This window comes from Archangium violaceum (genome assembly GCF_016859125.1).
GTDB lineage: Bacteria > Myxococcota > Myxococcia > Myxococcales > Myxococcaceae > Archangium > Archangium violaceum_A.
Genome location: NZ_CP069338.1, coordinates 89,957 through 107,941, shown reverse-complemented (window position 1 = coordinate 107,941; position 17,985 = coordinate 89,957). Strand labels below are relative to the sequence as shown.

The following is a 17,985-nucleotide window of genomic DNA, read 5'->3' as shown; positions in this document are numbered from 1 at the left end:
CCCGGGTTGTCGGAAGGGGGAGGGAGCGGCCGTGCTCTGGCTATTGCCGTCGCCCGGTGCTTGGGGAAGCAGGCAGGCGGGTTAGAGTGCCCACCCCATATGCCGTCGCTCGACTCGAACCTCTTCCCCCTCTGGCTCGTCCAGGTGCTGTGCGCCCTCTTCCTCGCCATCACCTTCCTCCAGTCCGGACTGGACAAGGTCATCGACTGGAAGGGCAACCTGGGGTGGCTTACCGGACACTTCGCCAAGAGCCCCCTGCGCGGAGTGGTGCCGCTGCTGCTGGCGACCCTCACGGTGCTGGAGCTGGCCGCTGGCGCGGTGAGCGCGGCCGGGCTGGTGTTCCTGGTGCTCTCCGGCGCCACGCGGGTGGCCATGTGGGGCGCGGCCCTCTCCGGACTCTCCTTCGTGGCCCTCTTCTTCGGCCAGCGCATGGCCAAGGACTACGCGGGGGCCGGGGGCCTCGTGCCCTATTTCCTCGTGAGTCTGGTGGCCCTCCTCACCCTGCGCGGCTGAACCGTCAGGTGGCGGGCACTTCCCTCCGGGCAGGGCCGGGGCAGCGCCCCCGACGTGGACCGTAGTAGGCTGAACCCCCGGCCTTCCGGAATGGAGGGACCGGAGGAGGCCCATGGAACGCCTGCGCTTCTTCCTGAATGACAGGCCCGTCGAGGAGACGGGACTCGCTCCCACCACCACGCTGTTGCGCTACCTGCGCGACAGGGCCCACCTGTCCGGTACCAAGGAGGGCTGTGCCGAGGGCGACTGCGGGGCCTGCAGCGTCGCCGTGCTGGAGCACGATGGCCAGGGCACCCCCGCGCTGCGAGCGGTGAACGCGTGCCTCGTGCTGCTGCCCATGGTGCAGGGCAAGCGCGTGTACACGGTGGAGGCGCTCAAGGAGGGCGGGAAGTACCACGTCGTCCAGGAGACGCTGGCGCGCGAGCTGGGTTCTCAGTGCGGCTACTGCACCCCGGGCGTCGCCATGGCGATGCTGGAGGCCTGTCACCGCCGCGATCTGGACGAGCCCTGGAAGCTGGACGCGCAGATGTGTGGCAACCTCTGCCGCTGCACCGGCTACCGGCCCATCCGTGAAGCCGCGGGCCGGGTGGCCGGCCTTCGTCCCCCGGATCGCTTCGCCCGTGCGCTCGCGGAGACGCAGCCCGGGCCCATGGCGCTGGCCTACGAGGCGGGTGCCCAGCGCTTCTTCACCCCGGGCTCTCTCGAGGCCCTCTGGGACGTGTTGGACGAGCACCCGGAGGCCCGCTTCGTGGTGGGGGGGACGGACCTGTCGCTGGAGGTGACGAAGCGCTACGCGGAGCCCCCGTTGCTGGTGTCGCTGGAGGCGCTGTCCGAGCTGCGCGTGCTGGAGCCGCGCGGCGGCGGGCATCGCCTGGGTGCCACGGTGCGGCTGACGGACCTGGAGGACTACACGCGCGCCACGTGCCCGCCCCTGGAGCGGATGCTGCGCTACTTCGGCTCTCGGCAGATCAAGAACCGCGCGACGGTGGGTGGCAACCTGTGCACCGCCTCGCCCATTGGAGACCTGGCGCCGGTGCTGCTCGCGCTGGGGGCCGAGGCGGTGCTGCGCTCGCGGGCGGGGGAGCGGCGGGTGCCGTTGGAGGACTTCTTCCAGGGCTACCGGCGCACGGCGCTCGGGCGTGGCGAGGTGCTGGCCTTCGTGGACGTGCCGGCACAGCCGGAGGGGACGAGGGCGCTCGCGTACAAGGTGTCCAAGCGGCGCGAGCTGGACATCAGCGCCGTGTCCGCGGGCTTCCGGGTGGTGGTGGACGGGGAGGGGAAGGTGGCCGAGGCGCGGCTGGCCTACGGAGGCATGGCGGCCACGCCCTCGCGGGCCCGGCGCACCGAGGCCGCGCTGGTGGGCCGTCCCTGGACGGAGGCCACGGTGGAGGAGGCGCTCTCCTCGCTGGACGAGGACTTCAAGCCGCTGTCCGACCACCGGGGCTCGGCGTGGTACCGCGCGCGGGTGGCGAAGAACCTCCTGCGCGGCTTCTTCCACGAAACGCTCTCGGAGCCGATGCCACGGCTCGCGGAGCGTCACCCGGCCACGGTGCAGGTGAGGTGAAACGGATGAGCACGCTTCCTTCTTCTCCCGATTCCACCCTCGCCCAGCAGATCGAGCCGGCCCGTACGCCCCTGCACGCCCCGGCCCCTCACGAGAGCGGCCTGAAGCACACCAGCGGCGAGGCCCTCTACGTGGACGACATGCCCGCGCCGCCGGGGATGCTGGCGGGGCACCTCGTCACCTCGCCGCACGCGCACGCACGTCTGTCGCGCAAGGACGCCTCGCGCGCCCGGGCCCTGCCCGGAGTCCACGCCGTGCTCTTCGCCGAGGACATCCCCGGGGAGAACCAGGTGGGCCCCGTCATCCACGACGAGCCCCTGTTCGCCGACGGCGAGGTGCACTTCGTGGGACAGACGGTGGCCCTGGTGTTGGCGGAGAGCGCCGACCTGGCCCGCCGCGCCGCCGCGCTGGTGGAGGTGGAGTACGAGCCACTGCCCGCGCTGCTGACCCTGAAGGCGGCGGTGGAGGCCGGCTCCTTCCACACCACCCCGCATACCATCCGCCGGGGAGAGCCGGAGGCGGCACTCGCGGCGGCCCCGGTGCGTCTCGCGGGCGAGTGCATGACGGGCGCCCAGGACCACTTCTACCTGGAGACGCAGGTGGCGCTGGCGGTGCCCGGCGAGGACGACGCGGTGCACCTGTGGAGCTCCACCCAGCACCCCTCGGAGGTGCAGGCCATCGTCGCCGGAGTGCTGGGCGTGGGGCGGCACCAGGTGGTGGTGGAGGTGCCACGCATGGGAGGCGGCTTCGGCGGCAAGGAGACGCAGGCGGCGCCCTTCGCGGCCCTGGCGGCCCTGGGCGCGCGCGCCACCCGGCGGCCGGTGAAGGTGTGGCTCAACCGCGACCAGGACATGGCCTTCACGGGCAAGCGTCACCCCTTCTGGGGCCACTATGACGCCGGCTTCGACGCGGAGGGGCGGCTGCTCGCGCTGAAGGTCGAGCTGTTCTCCGACGGCGGGTGGAGCACGGACCTGTCGCACGCGATCCTGGACCGGGCGCTCTTCCACCTGGACAACGCGTACTTCGTCCCGGCGTTGCAGTTCGTCGGCCGGGTGGCCCGGACGAACCTGCCCTCCAACACGGCCTTCCGCGGCTTCGGCGGGCCCCAGGGCATGTTCGTGATGGAGGAGGTGCTCAACCGCGCCGCCGAGCGGCTCGGGTTGGATCCGGCCGTGGTACGCGAGCGCAACTTCTACCGGGACGCCCCCTCGAACGTCACCCCGTACGGGCAGCCGGTGGAGGGCAACCGCCTGCCGCGCATCCACGCCGAGCTGATGGCCTCCAGCGACTACGTCCGGCGGCGCGCGGAGATCGACGCCTTCAACGCCTCCTCGCGATGGACGAAGCGGGGCATTGGCTTCCAGCCGGTGAAGTTCGGCATCTCCTTCACCACGAGCTTCCTCAACCAGGCGGGCGCCCTGGTGGTGGTGTACACGGACGGTAGCGTGCAGCTCAATCACGGTGGCACCGAGATGGGGCAGGGGCTGCACACCAAGATGCGGGCCGTGTGCGCCCACGAGCTGGGCGTTCCTCCCGAGCGCGTGCGGGTGATGAACACCGCCACGGACAAGGTGCCCAACACCTCGGCCACGGCCGCCTCCAGCGGCGCGGACCTCAACGGCCAGGCGGTGAAGCAGGCGTGCGAAGTGCTCCGGGATCGGCTGCGCCCGGTGGCCGCGCGTCTGTTGCAGCTCGAGCGGGGTGGCGAGGTGGACTCGCTCGTCTTCACCGGGGGCCGCGTCTTCCTTCCCGCGCGTCCCGAGCGCTCGGTGTCCTTCGCCGAGGTGGTCCATGCCGCGTACCTGGCCCAGGTGTCGCTGTCGGCCACGGGTTACTACCGCACGCCGGACATCTCGTACGACCGGGTGGCCGGACGTGGCAAACCCTTCCACTACTACGCCTTCGGCGCCGCCGTGGTGGAGGTGGAGGTGAGCGGCCTCACCGGCGAGCACCGCGTGCGCCGCGTGGACATCCTGCACGACGTGGGCTCCTCGCTGGTGCCCAGCATCGACAGGGGCCAGGTGGAGGGAGGCTTCATCCAGGGCCTGGGGTGGCTCACGTGCGAGGAGGTGCTGTTCGACGCGAAGGGCCGGCTCGTCACACACTCACCGGACACGTACAAGATTCCGGCGGTGGGGGATGCGCCCGAGGACTTCCGTGTCGCCCTGCTGGAGCGTGCGTCGCAGGACAACACCCTCCACGGCAGCAAGGCAGTGGGTGAGCCTCCGTTCATGCTGGCCATTGGCGCGGTGACGGCGCTGCGGCATGCGGTGGCCGCCTTCGGGCAGCCGTGCACTCCGGTGGAGCTGGCTTCGCCCGCGACGCCGGAGGCCATTCTGCGCGCCGTGGAGATGGCGCGGGGCGGGTGCGCTCTCCCCGAGGGCTCGAAGTGAAGCGGCTCCCGCGTCCCCTGTGATTTCACGGAGGGCGCGGTGCGCTGCGACTCGGCCCTGACCCTGAGGCGGGGCGAAGGCATATGGCGGGAGGAGGTGGAGTCCTCGGGCCCGGTGCTCTCGGCCGTGCCACCCCAGGCTCCCTACGAGGCATTCCTTCGCCACCAGAGGACGAAGCTCCAGGCTCCTGTCCTCTCCGAGGCGGAGCTCCGCGAGGGATTGGCGGCGCTGACGAAGCTGGAGGCATGGGTGCTGCGGCAACCGGAGGCAGCGCTTGATGAGGCCCCCTCGCCCCTGGCGCGATACGTGGAGTTGTTGGAGGAGGAGCGGGCGCGTGAGGTTCGCTGGCGGGCGGTGCAGCGCAAGCTGGCGGAGTATGAGGCCTGGGGGCGCGTGCTGCTGGAAACGCACCTGGCGCCTCCGCGCCGTGTGGCTCCGGGATACCTGCTCACGGAATCTCCTCTTCGCGAACAGTCGCTGCGGGCCCTGGGCAACGCCACACTCGCCTGGGCATACGCCCACACGGAGGACCCTGACTTCCTGAAGCGCACGCCCGATGAGGTGGCGCTCTATCTGCTGGCGAGCCGCTCCGCTCTGGCGAGCGCGGTGCAATTGGGTCGCCTGGCTCCGGTGCACCTGGATTACAGCGAGGCCCTGGATCCGGAGGTGTACTCCTCCGAGGAATTGGTGCTGGAACTGCTGGTGGGTCTGACACCGGGCGTGGGCGAGGTGACGGACGCACGGGCGGCCGTTACCGGCCAGAGCATCACTGGCCACTCGCTCACACGCACCGAGCGGGTGGTGTGTGCGCTGGGCGTGCTGCTGCCCTTCGTGACCGGTGCCGTGCTGATGAAAGCCGGCGAGGAGGGCGCGGAGCGGCTGGCGCTGCTCACCGGCCGGAGCCTGGACGAAGTGGAGGTGCTCTCGCGCGTGGCTTCGCACCTGTCTCCAGGGGATGTGAGGGAGATTGAACGCCTGCTGGCAGCGGCCTCCCGGGGCCACACCTTCACCGAGGAGGAGGTGCAATTCCTCAACCGGGTGGCGCGCGGACTGGAGGCGCCGTTGCGCGAGGCGTCCAAGGCGCTGCGGGCGAGTCAAAAGATGCCGCTGCTGGGCGTACGAACACTTCCCGACGGCAGTCGGCTTCTGCCCGGCACCCGAGCCCACAAGGCACAACGTTGGGTGGACTACCAGTTCCGCCACCCGGAGAAGTACCGTCGCTTCTCCTTCCAGCCGGATGCGGATTGGGAGCGCATGTACGAGACCATTCTCAAGAACAAACCGGCGGGTAATGCCTTCGAGGATACCATCCTCAAAATCAATCAGTACGAGCGAAACACCGCGATGGTGATGCCGCCGCCGGGCAGCCGCGCGCAGGGCTTCGTCGCCGACTCGGTGAAGGGCAGCCCAGTGGAGCTGGTGTGGGGCCAGCCCTATCCCTTCGTCGAGGCCAAGGCGCGCAAGGAGTTGTCCCTCTCTGGGAACATCAAAGCCATGATTGAGTATGTGGAGAAATACGGCGGGCATCTCGAACTCTGGGTTCGCTCTGCCCAGCACGCCGATGGTCCTACGCGTCTTTCAGGCTCGCTTCTCGAACGCCTGAGAGCCTTGGACCAACTCGGTAATGCGCGCGTGAGATACTACCCGTGATGTACTCCTTGATTCCAAGAGATATATATGACTGTCAAGTATCTAAAAGCCAAGCTGAGCCTTCCCCCAAGACGTCCCTCGGGCGCTGTTGTAAGGGAGTTCCTCGGCCTCATTCTTCTCAAATACAGATGGTTCGAGCCTCGGCGCTATGGTTCCGCTGCGCTCGATAAAGCCATCGAGCCGAATCGCATTGACCTCGCTCCACTCGTCGCTCACTACGAGGAGCACAGGAGCCTGTGCGTCGCGGCCAGGACAGATCGGGACTTCATCTGGTTCTCGCCCATCCTTCCCAACCCACCATTCCCCTACGCGGGTTCCATTTCCTGGATGACATCGGTCAGCTCCGCCTCGAAAGCTTCCTGGCGCGCATCACTTGCACCCCAGGTGGCGGAGCTCATGCGTCTCGTTCAATCACCCCTGACCCTGGCTGGGCTGGAAACGGACCTCGAAGGAAAGCAACGGCGGCGCGTCCACAAGAGCCTTCCCACGGAGGGAGGGGAGTTTACCTATTCGACAGACGAGCTCACCGTTCGCGACTACAGCGAGGGTCTCCCGGGTCTCGTCTGGCGCAACTTCTACGGGCCCCCCTTCATTCGCATGTTCGGCCAGCGCCTTGGCGCCTTGCCCGCTGAGTGCCTCGAGCGATTCGGGGAGGACATCGTCCTCGTCCAGCCCTACGAACTGCCCACCGATGCCAGCACTGAAACGGGCATCGCCCGCGAGCGCGAGCTCATCTCGCTGCTCGGCCCCGAGTGTTTCTACGATCACGAGCGCCGAACCCTCCCCACCCGCCGTCCCGTCCTGGACTCCCTCGGCCAGCCGCTTCATTGACGCGACTGTCCGTCGAGACGCCTCAGGACATCCCGCGTGCTGGCACCCACAGTCGTGGCAGCCAGCTTCCCGTCCTCGAGCTCTCGCGCCGCCCGTGGGCCGCGGTGAGGTTCCGGCCCAGCGCCTCGAAGAGCAGGTGCACCCCACGCACGGCGCGCCGTGCTTCGTTGGCGAGAGCCTCTCTTGAGCTCTCGTCCAAGGGCATCTGGTCGATCGTCTCGAGCAGGTGGGCCCGGTAGGCCTCCCCGTCCAGGTGGGTGGCATGGCGGAGGAAGACCGTTCCCATCTTCCCGCGCAGCCCGAGCGCACGGGCAATCCCCGCGCCGGTCTGGCCGGCTCCGGGCAGGTCCGTGGCGTAGAGTACCCAGGCGTGCGCGGCGAGCAGCTCGGGAGCCTCGTCGCAGAGCAGGCCGAGCCGCTCCACATAGGCAGCCACCTCCTGGCGTGGCGCGTTCGAATACCAGCCCGGGCCGAGCAGGGTTCGCAGATCGTCCTGCAGCAGCTCGTTCCGCCACAGCTCGGGGAGACACAGGGGGCCGACCGCCGGGTGCAGGCGATTCCACATGAGCGCCCACTCCAGCTCCGCGTAGACCGTCTGGAGGCAGGACAGGAGCCGCACGTAGTTCGCCCGCTCCAGCTCTCCTCGCGCGAGCCGTCCGGCGAACGCCGTCCGCGTCGCGGCGTGTACCTCGTTGGCGGTGGCCCGCCGCAGCAGCTCCGTTAGCGTGCTCACTGCTTCCACCCTCCGACGGTGGCCTCCTTGGAGGGCTGCTCGGGTCCCGCGGACAGGGCCCGCACCGCATCCCCCATCGTGAGCCAGATGGCGTGCAGCGCGGCCTCGTCCATTCGGATCGTCATCGGCCCGAGGCTCAGGTGGATGTGGCCGCAGGTGCAGCGCGTCACCTCCGCGCTGGGGCTACGGGCCAGGAGGGTGCGGCAGCAGGGGTTGGTCGGCATGGGTCCTCCTCGGAGTTTCGTCGAATGTTGAAAATGATTTTGATTTTCGTTTTCAAAATCAAGATGCCAGACGGAAGGCAGGCGGTCAAGCCCGAGGGGCGGGAAAGGGTGTCCGGACGTGCGCGTCCGGACGGAGCGTGCGTCAGAGCACCTTGCGCGGCGGGAGGAGGGCGTTGGCGAACAGGAGGCCTGCGACGAGGGCCACGGCCACCATGAGCATGGAGAAGGCGGTGTCCACGCCCGCGAGCACGTCCCGGGCGAGCAGGGACTCCATGCTGCGAAACCCGATGCTGCCCGGCACCAGGAGCATGATGGCGGGCACGAGGGTGATGGTGGCCGGGCGGCTGCGCACGCGGGAGAGCAGGTTGGTGCCCATGCCCACGACGAGCGCTCCGAGGAACGCGCCGAGCTGCGGTCCCAGGAGCTGGGAGCCCAGGCGCGAGCCCTCGTAGGCCAGCATTCCGGCGAGGGCGATCCACCCCCAGTCGCGGGGCCGGGCGCGGAAGAGGACGCTCACTCCGGACATCATCAGCACGATGGACAGCGGCTCCGTCCAGGCCGGAAGCGCCGGGAGCGGGCCGAGCTTCGCGGGCAGCGGGAGCCACTCCGTCAGCCGGGTGCCGAGCGCCACGCCGAAGCCGAGCTCCAGGAATACCAGCGCCGCGCCCGTGAGCCGTGACGTCCCGGAGATGAGGTTGCGTGTGGCGAGCTCGTTGAGGGCCACCGTCAGACTCAGGCCGGGCAGCAGCACGATGAGGCCCGCCAACGTGACGACCTGGACCGACAGCGGGCCCACGAGGCTCGCCGCCACCACGGCCAGCGCCGAGGAGAGGATGGCGGCCACCGGCTCCAGCACCCAGACCGTCGACGCCTGCCGCCGCGTCCACAGGTCCAGCCCACCGATGAGGAGGCTGATCAGCGCCGCCACGCCCATCTCCCGAGGGCCGCCGCCGAAGAGCCGTGCTCCGCCCGAGGCGGCCAGGGCCCAGCACAACAGGTGCAGGCCATTGCCGTAGCGAGGGGGCTCGGCGAGGACGGCCTCCACGCGCTCGGCGCCCTCCTCGGGGGAGAGCGCACCCCGGATGACCTCTTCCGCGAGCGCATCGAGGCTCGCCAGCCGGCCGAGGTCCAGCTCCCCGGGCTCCACGCGGATGAGGCTGGTCTGGAGGGCCTCGGGAGGACCGAAGGACGCGAAGATGGAGGTGGGCGTGGAGAAGAAGCGGGCCTCGAGCCCCAGCCGTTGCGACACCAGCCGCATCTGCTCCTCCAACCGGTGGGCGGGAGTGCCATAGCGGTGCAGCGCCTGTCCGAGGCGCAGCGTGAACGCCACCGAGGGCCCTGGCGGTGGCGGTTGGAAGGTGACGAGCTGTTCTGCCGGAAGCACGGGGCGCACATGGCAGAGGCCCCCTGGGGAGTCAAACGAAGCCTCCGTCACTCGCGCTGTCAGGTTGCCTGCCCCGCGGCACCCCTCCGAGCGCTCCCTCTTGACGAAAGCCCCGGTTCCCCGTGCTCTTGCGGCCCATGAGTGACTCCGCGCAGGGATTCATCGTGTTGGGAGCGGCGCGTACCAAGGTGCAGCGTTCGCTCGGCTCGCGTCGATTGGCGGCCTTCCTCGCCACCGGTCCGGGCAAGGCGTTGAGGCTATGGCCCCAGGTCGAGGGCGAGGCCGCCGAGGAGGCCGCGAATGCGCTCTCCCGGGAGCTGCCGGGGAGCCGTGTCCTCGTCTTCTCCACGGGTGAGGACTCGTTGAAGATCGGTGTCCATGTGGACGGCGCCTGCCAGACCCGCGAGGAGGTCGCCTTGCGCATGCGCACCGCGAAGCAGCTCGCCCAGGCCCATGCCGCCCTCCAACGCGTGTCCACCGCCATCGACTTCAAGGGGCACCGGCCCACGCTGCTGCGCGACGGGGACAGCCGCCCCGGATTCCTGGCGCTCGCCGGCGTGAAGGAGGACGACATCGCCTCCCTGTCCTTCGCGCGGCTGGCGGAGGCCCGCCAACACCCGGGGGCTCCGGACGCCGCGCGCTTCCAGGGCTTCCTCTTCGTCGATGAGCAGGGAAAAGCCCATCCCTTCTTCCCCTCCCACCCGGGCCAGGAATCCTGACCGCCATGCTGCTCACCGCGCCCCTGTCCACGCCCCGCCTGCTGCTGCGCGAATTCGAGGAGGTGGTGCGTTACCAGTCCCATGGTGTCCGTACTCCCGAGGCGACCCTCGCAACCCCGCCTCCGCTCCTGATGGAGAGGCTGGGCATGCGCCAGGAGGCCCACTTCCGGGAGAACGCGTTCATCAAGGGCGAGTGGTGCGACTTCCTCATCTACGCCCTGCTCGAGCGCGAGTGGCGGGCTCGCACTCCGGCCAGCAATGGATAGAGCAAGGCCGGGCGAGGCGTTCGCCGCCCCGTCCGGCCTCGTGCGCTCCGTCGCTCAGTGCACGGAGGTGTAGTCATCGAGCGGCGGCAGTGGCGGGATGGAGCCCCGCTCCCGCTCGCTCTCCGAGGAGGCGGAGGATCGGTGCTCCTCCTCCTGGCCGCTCTCGTCCCCGGACTGTCCCGACAGCTTGCTCTCGAGCTGATCGCCGAGGGTGGAGATGCGCTCCTTCACCTTGCTCTTGGCGGGCTCGATGAGCTGGCGCTCGCGGTTGGTCACCGGGATGAGGCTGGCGCACAGCGCGCCGATCGCGAGGCCGCCGATGGCCAGCAGCATCGGGTTGTCGGTCACGGTGCTGTACCAGTCCGAGGCCTGGTGCTTCATCTCGCCCCGGTCCGGGATGCGCTCGCGAAGCCCATGGGCCCTGTCCACGGCCCGGTCCACCAGGCCGCTGGCGCGCTCCTTGATATCGGAGGCCTTGCCCTTGGCCGTGTCCATGGCTTCCGAGGCGCGACCCTTCAGGTTGCTCTCCCCGGTGTTCACGTCACCCACGTCCGTGCTGGTCCGCACGCCGACGTCACTGCCTCCCATGCCCCGCACGTCTCCGGTGGGCCTCATCAGGCCGCCCTCGGGTGCTGGCACGAGCGAGGGCGTATCCAGGTCGGACCTGCTGAACATGCGGCGTCCGCCGATGTCCGATCCATCATGGCGCGCGTCGAAGGCCTTCTTCATCAGCACGGAGCCCACTCCGGCGCCGATGATCGCCCCCAGCATGCTCCATCCCTTGGGCGTATCAGCCCGATCCTTGATGTCATGGGTCCTGCGCATCACCGCCTCCTTGGCATGCGTCTTCAGCTCGTCTGCCTTCTCGGTGACCCGTTCCCGGGCCTGATCCTTGATCTCCGTGACCTTGTCCGTGGCGAGCGCCTTGATGTGCTCTGGCTCCATGCGACGGGCCAGCTCATCGGCGAGCTCGCTCATGCGTGCCCGTGCATCTGTGATTTCACGGATTGGAACGTCCTGCTCGCCCATTGCCCGTCCTCCTTGAGGGTTTGGATTGTCTTGGTGGGTGCGTGGAGTTTCTTCATGCTCTTGATGCCCGCGAGGGCGACACCCGCGCCGATGGCGAGGAAGGCCACCGTGACGATCAGCGCCGCGGCCCAGAAGGGCAGCACCAGGTCCAACAAGGCGCAGGCGGTGAGCATGAAGGCGATACCGCCGATGAGGAGCAGCACGCCGCCCACTCCCACCATTACGCCGCCGGACTTGAACTTCGTCGCTTCCTGACTCAGCTCGGTCTTCGCGAGGGTGATCTCCGCGCGGATCAGCCGTTTGGCCTGATCGAAGAACTCGCTCACGAGCGAGCCGAAGGCACGCTCCGACATGCCGTCGCCGGAGACGGTGCGTTCTTCATAGGTGTAGCTACCGCGAGTCTCTGGATTGCCAGGTCGCATGGTGGCCTCCCTATTCCTTCAGGACGCGGGCGGCGAGGAACCCCAGGGCGACGCAGCCAGCGAAGAAGGGCGCGGGCTTCTCGCGGACGAACTGCCGCGCGTCCTGCAGCAACTCCTCGGTGGTGCCATTCTCGATGCGGTCGGAGAACTTGCGGATGTAGCCCACGGCGCCATGGAGCACCTGCTGCGACATGCCATCGGCGTTCTGCGAGGCGTTCTCCAGCGTGGAGATGAATCCCTGCAGACCCTTGACGAGCTCGTCCTTCCGGCTGTCCACCTGGTGGTAGACCCGATCCCGGGTCGCGCCGGTGAAGCGCTTCACCTGCTCCTTGCCCTGGGCAGAGAAGCCGGTGTCGGAGCCCTGGGACGACACATCACCCGCCCCGATGTTCGAGCCGGTGCCGCCGAAGCTGGCCCCTTGAATTCCTCCTTCAGTCACGGTTGCCATACGGTCTCCCTCCGAGTCTGTTGGATACGTTGTGCTGCTCATGCAGGAATGCCCCACACATGGCTCAAGCTAGGCACGCTCAGGAATGCGCCAGGACAGGGAGGGGGAACGCTCGCGAAGCAGGCGGCGGAGGAGGGTGCTCGCGCGGTGGGGAATAGGAATGGGAAGTCCGTGAAGCGGGAGCGGGTGCGCTGATGGCGAGGAAGGCGAAGACACCGAGGTGGCTGGAGGCCGCGCGGCGACGCAAGGAGCCCGTGCCGGAGGGGCAGCGTGCGGACTGGTTGGTGCGCGCACTGGGCCGGGCGGGGGTGCTGCCCCGGGCCAAGGCGGAGCGGGCCCTGCGCGAGGGGCGGGTGGAGGTGGACGGGCGGGTGGAGACGGATCCCTTCGCACCGGTGCACGCGGGGAGCGTGGTGCGGGTGGATGGACAGCCGCGCGTGCTGGAGGCGCGGACGCTCGCGTTGATGTTCCACAAGCCCGCGGGCGTGGTGGTGCACGGGAGCGATCCCGAGGGAATCGGCACCGTCTTCGAACGTCTGCGCGCGGTGCTGACGCCAGAGTTGCGAGGTTACGAGTGGTACGCGGTGGGACGGCTGGATCGGGACACCACGGGCCTGTTGCTCTTCACCAACGAGGAGCGACTGGTGGCGCACGCGACCTCTCCGGAGACCCACGTGCCCAAGCGCTACGTGGCGGAGGTCGAGGGGAACCCCTCGGAGGCGGCGCTCCAACGACTGCGCGAGGGCCTCGTGCTGGAGGATGGACCGACACGGCCGGCGGGGGCTCGGCTGTTGGCTCCCAGCCGGGTCGAGCTGGTGCTCACCGAGGGCAGGCACCACCAGGTGAAGCGGATGCTGGCGGCGGTGGGACACCCGGTGCGGACGCTGCACCGCGAGGCCGTGGGCGAGCTCACCCTTGACGTACCGGAGGGGTCCTTTCGCCTGCTCACGGAGGCCGAGGTGGAGCAGGGCCTCGGCTTCCACGCGATTCCCTCTCCCTCTGGGAGAGGGCGAGGGTGAGGGTCGTCACCCTTCTCTCCGTGCGTACTCCCGCACCACGCCACGCGCATCCCCGGCCCACTCCGAGCTCCCAGTCAGCACGTGCCCGAGCAGCCGGGGAACGGCGAGGACCAGGCTGACGGAGTTGGTGAGAAAACAACCCCGCACGTCCTCGAGCCTCGCCCGGGTCAACGCACGCTCCACGACAGGAAGTCCCCCGAGCCGTCCTTGCTCCAGTAGCACGGAGCGGATGACACCCGGCAGACACGGGGCCTCCAGGGGCGGAGTCACCACCATGTCCCTCACGAGGAAGAACAGGTTCCCATTCGGAACCTCGCACAGCTCCCCGGCCTCGTTGACGAAGACGGTCCCCCGCCCGAGGTGCGCGTACTGCCGGAGGTACGAGACGCTCTTGTGATTCAGGGAAGAATCTCCCCGGCGATAGCCTCGGTCCTCCACCTCGTCGAGGACACACCCCTCGCGCAGGGTGCGCTCGTGTTGGGGCGCCAGGGCTCGAAAGGACAGCAGCAGCCGGCCGTCTCCCGCCACCAGCTTGCCCACGCCGGTGAAGCGCGGCCCCAGGTGGGCATCCGCCTCCAGACAGCGGCGCAGCGCCTCGCGCACGGCGCCGGCGGTGAGCACTTCCGGCGGAGGTGCGTGCACGCAGTTCGCATGGGCCGTGAGACTCGAGCGGAGCCGCGCGAGGTGCCGCTCGAGGAACATCGGGGCGCCTTCCTCGACGAGGAACGTCTCGAAGAATCCCGCGCCGAAGAAGAAGGACTGGAGGAAGTCCTGGAGGCGCAGCTCCTCCAGCCGCCGTACCTCGCCGTTCACCGCGACCGTGTCCATCATCCGATGCGCGCCTCCAGGAACGTGGCGAGCAGGTGGTTTCCGTGGGGCGTGAGGAAGGACTCGGGATGGAACTGGATGCCCTCCAGCCACGGGTACTCGCGGTGGCGCAGGCCCATCACCAGGTCCCCACACCACGCCGAGACCTCCAGGCAGTCCGGGAGGCTCGCCCGGTCCACCACCAGCGAGTGGTAGCGCGCGGCGACGAAGGGCGCCGGCATCCCGCGGAAGACGCCCCGGCCATCGTGGTGGATGTCGCCCGTCTTTCCGTGCACGGGAACCGGGGCCCGGACGACGCGCCCTCCGAAGACCTGCCCGATGGACTGATGGCCCAGGCACACCCCGAGGATGGGAACCCGGCCCGCGAAGGCGCGGAGGAGCTCCAGGGAGACGCCAGCCTCGTTCGGCGTGCACGGGCCCGGGGAGATGACGAGGTGGTCCGGCCGCAGCGCCTCCGCCTCGGCGAGCGTGAGGGCGTTGTTCCGCACCACCTTCAGCTCCGCCCCGAGTCCACCCAACGCCTGCACGAGGTTGAAGGTGAAGGAGTCGAAGTTGTCGATGAGCAACATCATGACGCGTCTCCCACCGGGCGCGCGGACAGCGCGAGCAACAGCGAGCGCGCCTTGTGCAGCGTCTCCTGGTATTCGCGCCTCGGCTCCGAGTCGTGGACGATGCCCGCGCCCACCTGCACCCAGGCCCTTCCGCCCTTCAACACCATCGTGCGGATGACGATGTTCAGGTCCATTTCTCCCGTGAAGCCCAGGTATCCGAGCGAGCCCGTGTAGAGGCCCCGCGCGTGCGGCTCCAGCTCGGTGATGATCTGCAGGGTGCGAATCTTCGGCACGCCGGTGATGGTGCCTCCCGGGAACACCGCCGCCACTACGTCGAGCGGCTCCACCCCCGGCGCCAGCTGGCCCACCACCTCGGACTCGATGTGGATGACGTGGGTGTACTCGATGATCTCCATCAGCTTCGTCACCTGGACGCTGCCATGGATACAGACACGCCCCAGGTCGTTGCGCTCCAGGTCCACCAGCATCGCGTGCTCGGCGCGCTCCTTCTCGCTGGTGCGCAGCTCGTGGATGAAGCGGGCGTTCTCCTCCGGCGTCCCCTTGCGGCGGGTGCCCGCGATGGGCCGCGTGATGGCACGGCCGTCCTCCACCCGCACCAGCCGCTCGGGCGAGGCGCTCACCACCTCGACTCCGTCCACCTCCAGGTAGCTGGCGAAGTGCACGGGGTTGAGGGTGGACAGGGCCTCGTACAGCTCCAGCGCGGGCAGCCTCGGCTCCACCTCCAGCCGCTGCGACAGGTTCACCTGGTAGGTGTCCCCCGCGCGGATGTACTCCCGCACGCGCTCCACCGCGCGCAGGTAGTCCTCCGGTGTGAAGTTGGACCGCCACGCCACGTTCGGAGTCTGCTCGTTCCCGAGGCGCCAGGCCGGAGCCGTGGGCTCCCGGGCATCGACCTCACGCACCACGCGCTCCAACTCCGCCACCCGCCGGTCGCAGTCGTCGTAGTCTCTTCCCGTGGCCACCACGAGCGCGCGGCCTTCCAGGTGATCCACCGCCACGAACGTGTCCACGAAGTCCAGCGCGATGTCCGGCAGGCCCAGGTCGGCGTTCGGGTGGCGCGGCAGGGACTCGAAATAATGCGCGGCCTCGTAGGCGAAGAAGCCCACCGCGCCGCCGCAGAAAAGCGGCATCCCCGGCAGCCGGATGCCTCGTGAGCGCTTCAACAGCTCGCGCAGGGTCGCGAGGGGAGGGCCGGGGCGCGGCTCCCCGTTCACCTCGCACCGACCGCCCCAGGCACGGAAGGTGAGGAACGGCTTCGCTCCCACGAAGGAGTAGCGTCCCTCGCTGGACGTCCGGGTGCTCTCCAGCAGGAAGCGATGTCCCGGGGGGAGTGCCCGCAGCAACTCCAGTGGCCGCAAGCCCTGGAGCTCCACCGAGCGGAAGAGAGGGACCTGATCATAGCCCTCGGCCACGAGCGCCTCGAAGCGCTCACGGCTCGGGGGAACCAGAGGAGGGGAGGGGGACACCGACATGGGCGGAGGGCTTGTAACAGAGGCCACCCACCCCTGTTCACTGCCTGTCCGCCGTACCTCCCAGGAGGACCGGGCAGCCGCCGTCCCCCCTCACCCCTCCGGGGGAGAGCGGGCTCAGTGAAAGTGGCCGGCCGCCTGCGGCTGGTAGGTGACCGAGACGATGCGTAGGCGCTTGTGTTTGCCCCCGGGCAACTCCCATTCGATCTCCTGCCCCACGGAGAGCCCGAGCAGCGCCGCTCCCACGGGCGCCAGCACGGATACCCGCCCATGCTCCAGGGACGCGTCCTGGGGATAGGAGAGCGTCACCTCGCGCGTCTCCCCCGAGTCCTCGTCCTGGTACACCACCCGGCTGTTCATGGTGACCACGTCAGGCGGTATCTGGGTAGGGTCGACGACTTCCGCGCGCAGCAACTCCGCATCGAGCGTCTCCGCCTTGTCTCCGGCGGTCGTGTCGATGAGAGTCCGCAGCCGCTCCATATCCGTCGACGTGACCACGATTCTCGGCTCTTGCGTGCTCATGACGGCTCAATCCTTTGACCCTGTGTGCGGTCGGTCAACCGAGCAGGAACCGAGCCGCGCCTGCATGGCGGCAGGGCGTCTGGAAGCGGACGTCCCACCGGGCGATCCCCTGACGGTGCGTCAAGGATTGAGCGCTCCACGAGCAGGAGACGCGGTGCGTCGAGGCCTCGGGGATTGCTGACAGGTGGGCGTGGTAGGGATTGGTTTCTCAAAACAAATCGGGGAGGAGCTGCCCCCAGCTCCTCCCCGACTCATTCCCCAACCCACTTCCCCCGAAGTGCTGCTGCTCTGCCCCATCCCCCCGAAACGACCGACCCCGACCCGCCCGTCCTTCCCCGACCCGCCCGTCCTGCCCCGATCCACCCATCGACTTCCTGCCGGAGGGCTATAGCAGTCCGTGTGCCATGCCCTTCCTCAGTCGAGCCCCTGTGATTTCAGGGACTTGTGCGTGGGCTGCGGGCGGTACTGCCCCCGAGGGCAGTAAGACTTACGGCGGTGGATCCTCCCAAAGGGTGGGTGGCCCCACGTCACTCCTGAAGATCCAGCTTCGAGGCCGCCTGGTAGTGTCTCCCTTCCGAGCCGCCCTCATGGACCTCACGCCCGCCTCCGAATTGCCGCTCCATTCCCTCTCCACGCTCTTCGCCCGCGTCTTCGAGGGCTACTTCGTCACCATTCCCGACGCGCCCCTGCTGTTCGATGCGCGCGTGCGTGGCGAGCACATCTCCCTGGCGGACAGCCGCATCGCGCGGGTGGACGGTGAGCCGGTGGGGCTGGTGTTGATGGCCCGGCGGGGGAGGGAGAGCCGGGTCGCGGGCATGGGCATCGTGCCCACGCACCGCAACCGCAAGCTCGGGGGTGCCATGCTGCTGCCATTGATGGAGGAGGCGCGCGCCCGTGGGGACACGCGGATGCAGCTGGAGGTCATCGAGCAGAACCTCCCCGCGGTGAAGCTCTACGAGCGTCTGGGCTTCCAGCGCGTGCGCCGGCTGGTGGGCTTCGTGGGGACTCCCATTCCGGAGCCGGCCTCGCTGGAGGAGGTGGAGCCCATCGCCTGCGCGCGGCTCCTCCCCGAGGGGCTGCCCTGGCAGTTGGCGCCGGCCACCATCGCGGGGCTGTCGCTCCCCACCCGGGCGTTCCGGGTGGGGCCCGCGGTGGCGGTGCTCGGAGATGTCTCCGCGCCCACGCTCGCGCTGCGGGCCATCGCCGTGGAGCCAGAAGCGCGAGGGCAGGGGGCCGGACGTCGGCTGCTCCGCGCGCTGGCGGCGGCCTGGCCCGGCAAGTCGCTGGCGGTAGGTGCCATCGTCCCGGAGGGACGGTGCGAGCGCTTCTTCCTCGGCGCGGGGTTTTCACCGCTGGCCCTCTCGCAGCTCGAGCTCTCCCATCCCCTGACGCCGTAGCG

The 17,985-nt window shown here is 69.2% G+C and carries 19 protein-coding genes; 9 read left to right on the top strand and 10 right to left on the bottom strand.

Going from position 1 to position 17,985, the window contains the following annotated elements; genetic code table 11:
- Nucleotides 1-99: 99 nt before the first annotated feature.
- The 5 genes from JQX13_RS00390 to JQX13_RS00370 all read left to right on the top strand — a co-directional run bounded on the left by JQX13_RS00390 (nt 100) and on the right by JQX13_RS00370 (nt 6,951).
- Nucleotides 100-513: a DoxX family protein gene (locus JQX13_RS00390; RefSeq protein ID WP_203407098.1), complete on the top strand. Its 414-nt coding sequence runs from the start codon at nt 100-102 to the stop codon at nt 511-513.
- A gap of 112 nt (nt 514-625) precedes the next feature.
- Entirely contained in the window at nt 626-2,077 is a 1,452-nt protein-coding gene (xdhA, locus tag JQX13_RS00385; RefSeq protein ID WP_203407097.1) for a xanthine dehydrogenase small subunit, read from the top strand.
- Between the two features lie 5 nt (nt 2,078-2,082).
- The gene (gene xdhB / locus JQX13_RS00380; protein WP_203407096.1) at nt 2,083-4,470 is read left to right on the top strand and encodes a xanthine dehydrogenase molybdopterin binding subunit; all 2,388 of its coding nucleotides are present in this window, start codon (nt 2,083-2,085) and stop codon (nt 4,468-4,470) included.
- A 39-nt stretch (nt 4,471-4,509) separates the two neighbouring features.
- Complete coding sequence (locus JQX13_RS00375; protein ID WP_203407095.1) at nt 4,510-6,120, top strand: pre-toxin TG domain-containing protein; 1,611 nt, start codon at nt 4,510-4,512, stop codon at nt 6,118-6,120.
- Nucleotides 6,121-6,147: 27 nt separating this feature from the next.
- Nucleotides 6,148-6,951 carry a hypothetical protein gene (locus JQX13_RS00370; RefSeq protein WP_203407094.1) on the top strand — a complete coding sequence of 268 codons (804 nt, stop codon included), beginning with the start codon at nt 6,148-6,150 and terminating at the stop codon, nt 6,949-6,951.
- 22 nt (nt 6,952-6,973) lie between these two features.
- On the opposite strand, the gene JQX13_RS00365 is transcribed toward JQX13_RS00370, so the two are convergent.
- The 3 genes from JQX13_RS00365 to JQX13_RS00355 all read right to left on the bottom strand — a co-directional run bounded on the left by JQX13_RS00365 (nt 6,974) and on the right by JQX13_RS00355 (nt 9,292).
- Nucleotides 6,974-7,684: a heme oxygenase (biliverdin-producing) gene (locus JQX13_RS00365; protein ID WP_203407093.1), complete on the bottom strand. Its 711-nt coding sequence runs from the start codon at nt 7,682-7,684 to the stop codon at nt 6,974-6,976.
- On the bottom strand, nt 7,681-7,908 hold the full coding sequence (locus JQX13_RS00360) for a hypothetical protein (protein WP_203407092.1): 228 nt from the start codon (nt 7,906-7,908) through the stop codon (nt 7,681-7,683). The genes JQX13_RS00365 and JQX13_RS00360 overlap by 4 nt, the downstream gene beginning before the upstream one ends.
- A 142-nt stretch (nt 7,909-8,050) precedes the next feature.
- On the bottom strand, nt 8,051-9,292 hold the full coding sequence (locus JQX13_RS00355; RefSeq protein ID WP_239014437.1) for a threonine/serine ThrE exporter family protein: 1,242 nt from the start codon (nt 9,290-9,292) through the stop codon (nt 8,051-8,053).
- Between the two features lie 137 nt (nt 9,293-9,429).
- Here JQX13_RS00355 and JQX13_RS00350 point away from each other — a divergent pair, with 137 nt between their 5' ends.
- Together JQX13_RS00350 and JQX13_RS00345 are read left to right on the top strand one after the other, a co-directional pair.
- Nucleotides 9,430-10,011, top strand: a complete 582-nt coding sequence (locus JQX13_RS00350) for a hypothetical protein (protein ID WP_203407090.1) — start codon at nt 9,430-9,432, stop codon at nt 10,009-10,011.
- A gap of 5 nt (nt 10,012-10,016) precedes the next feature.
- Nucleotides 10,017-10,277, top strand: coding sequence for a GNAT family N-acetyltransferase (locus JQX13_RS00345; RefSeq protein ID WP_203407089.1), 261 nt, complete (start codon nt 10,017-10,019; stop codon nt 10,275-10,277).
- A 54-nt stretch (nt 10,278-10,331) separates the two neighbouring features.
- Here the strand turns inward: JQX13_RS00345 and JQX13_RS00340 are convergent, their stop codons facing one another.
- Genes JQX13_RS00340 through JQX13_RS00330 form a run of 3 tightly spaced genes read right to left on the bottom strand, consistent with a single transcriptional unit; the run spans nt 10,332 to nt 12,176 of the window.
- Nucleotides 10,332-11,255 carry a hypothetical protein gene (locus JQX13_RS00340; protein WP_203407088.1) on the bottom strand — a complete coding sequence of 308 codons (924 nt, stop codon included), beginning with the start codon at nt 11,253-11,255 and terminating at the stop codon, nt 10,332-10,334.
- The gene (locus JQX13_RS00335; RefSeq protein WP_239014436.1) at nt 11,252-11,728 is read right to left on the bottom strand and encodes a phage holin family protein; all 477 of its coding nucleotides are present in this window, start codon (nt 11,726-11,728) and stop codon (nt 11,252-11,254) included. Before JQX13_RS00335 ends, JQX13_RS00340 begins: the two co-directional genes overlap by 4 nt.
- Nucleotides 11,729-11,738: 10 nt before the next feature.
- Complete coding sequence (locus JQX13_RS00330; protein WP_239014435.1) at nt 11,739-12,176, bottom strand: hypothetical protein; 438 nt, start codon at nt 12,174-12,176, stop codon at nt 11,739-11,741.
- Between the two features lie 194 nt (nt 12,177-12,370).
- Here JQX13_RS00330 and JQX13_RS00325 point away from each other — a divergent pair, with 194 nt between their 5' ends.
- Entirely contained in the window at nt 12,371-13,195 is an 825-nt protein-coding gene (locus JQX13_RS00325; protein WP_203407087.1) for a pseudouridine synthase, read from the top strand.
- Between the two features lie 6 nt (nt 13,196-13,201).
- Here JQX13_RS00325 and JQX13_RS00320 read toward each other — a convergent pair whose 3' ends face one another.
- The 4 genes from JQX13_RS00320 to rnk all read right to left on the bottom strand — a co-directional run bounded on the left by JQX13_RS00320 (nt 13,202) and on the right by rnk (nt 16,586).
- Nucleotides 13,202-14,026: an aminotransferase class IV gene (locus JQX13_RS00320; protein WP_203407086.1), complete on the bottom strand. Its 825-nt coding sequence runs from the start codon at nt 14,024-14,026 to the stop codon at nt 13,202-13,204.
- Entirely contained in the window at nt 14,023-14,595 is a 573-nt protein-coding gene (locus JQX13_RS00315) for an anthranilate synthase component II (protein WP_203407085.1), read from the bottom strand. The genes JQX13_RS00320 and JQX13_RS00315 overlap by 4 nt, the downstream gene beginning before the upstream one ends.
- On the bottom strand, nt 14,592-16,067 hold the full coding sequence (locus JQX13_RS00310; protein WP_203407084.1) for an anthranilate synthase component I family protein: 1,476 nt from the start codon (nt 16,065-16,067) through the stop codon (nt 14,592-14,594). The genes JQX13_RS00315 and JQX13_RS00310 overlap by 4 nt, the downstream gene beginning before the upstream one ends.
- A gap of 114 nt (nt 16,068-16,181) precedes the next feature.
- A complete protein-coding gene (rnk, locus tag JQX13_RS00305) occupies nt 16,182-16,586 on the bottom strand; it encodes a nucleoside diphosphate kinase regulator (RefSeq protein ID WP_203407083.1) in 405 nt (134 codons plus the stop codon).
- 587 nt (nt 16,587-17,173) lie between these two features.
- Here rnk and JQX13_RS00300 point away from each other — a divergent pair.
- Nucleotides 17,174-17,983 carry a GNAT family N-acetyltransferase gene (locus JQX13_RS00300; RefSeq protein ID WP_203407082.1) on the top strand — a complete coding sequence of 270 codons (810 nt, stop codon included), beginning with the start codon at nt 17,174-17,176 and terminating at the stop codon, nt 17,981-17,983.
- The last annotated feature ends 2 nt before the right edge of the window (nt 17,984-17,985 follow it).

Coding starts and splice junctions, on each gene's coding strand:
- JQX13_RS00325 (WP_203407087.1), top strand. CDS start 12,371: ATGGCGAGGAAGGCGAAGACACCGAGGTGGCTGGAGGCCGCGCGGCGA.
- JQX13_RS00350 (WP_203407090.1), top strand. CDS start 9,430: ATGAGTGACTCCGCGCAGGGATTCATCGTGTTGGGAGCGGCGCGTACC.
- JQX13_RS00310 (WP_203407084.1), bottom strand. CDS start 16,067: ATGTCGGTGTCCCCCTCCCCTCCTCTGGTTCCCCCGAGCCGTGAGCGC.
- JQX13_RS00320 (WP_203407086.1), bottom strand. CDS start 14,026: ATGATGGACACGGTCGCGGTGAACGGCGAGGTACGGCGGCTGGAGGAG.
- rnk (WP_203407083.1), bottom strand. CDS start 16,586: ATGAGCACGCAAGAGCCGAGAATCGTGGTCACGTCGACGGATATGGAG.
- JQX13_RS00390 (WP_203407098.1), top strand. CDS start 100: ATGCCGTCGCTCGACTCGAACCTCTTCCCCCTCTGGCTCGTCCAGGTG.
- JQX13_RS00345 (WP_203407089.1), top strand. CDS start 10,017: ATGCTGCTCACCGCGCCCCTGTCCACGCCCCGCCTGCTGCTGCGCGAA.
- xdhA (WP_203407097.1), top strand. CDS start 626: ATGGAACGCCTGCGCTTCTTCCTGAATGACAGGCCCGTCGAGGAGACG.
- JQX13_RS00340 (WP_203407088.1), bottom strand. CDS start 11,255: ATGAGCGAGCTCGCCGATGAGCTGGCCCGTCGCATGGAGCCAGAGCAC.
- JQX13_RS00315 (WP_203407085.1), bottom strand. CDS start 14,595: ATGATGTTGCTCATCGACAACTTCGACTCCTTCACCTTCAACCTCGTG.
- xdhB (WP_203407096.1), top strand. CDS start 2,083: ATGAGCACGCTTCCTTCTTCTCCCGATTCCACCCTCGCCCAGCAGATC.
- JQX13_RS00300 (WP_203407082.1), top strand. CDS start 17,174: ATGGACCTCACGCCCGCCTCCGAATTGCCGCTCCATTCCCTCTCCACG.
- JQX13_RS00370 (WP_203407094.1), top strand. CDS start 6,148: ATGACTGTCAAGTATCTAAAAGCCAAGCTGAGCCTTCCCCCAAGACGT.
- JQX13_RS00330 (WP_239014435.1), bottom strand. CDS start 12,176: ATGGCAACCGTGACTGAAGGAGGAATTCAAGGGGCCAGCTTCGGCGGC.
- JQX13_RS00360 (WP_203407092.1), bottom strand. CDS start 7,908: ATGCCGACCAACCCCTGCTGCCGCACCCTCCTGGCCCGTAGCCCCAGC.
- JQX13_RS00335 (WP_239014436.1), bottom strand. CDS start 11,728: ATGCGACCTGGCAATCCAGAGACTCGCGGTAGCTACACCTATGAAGAA.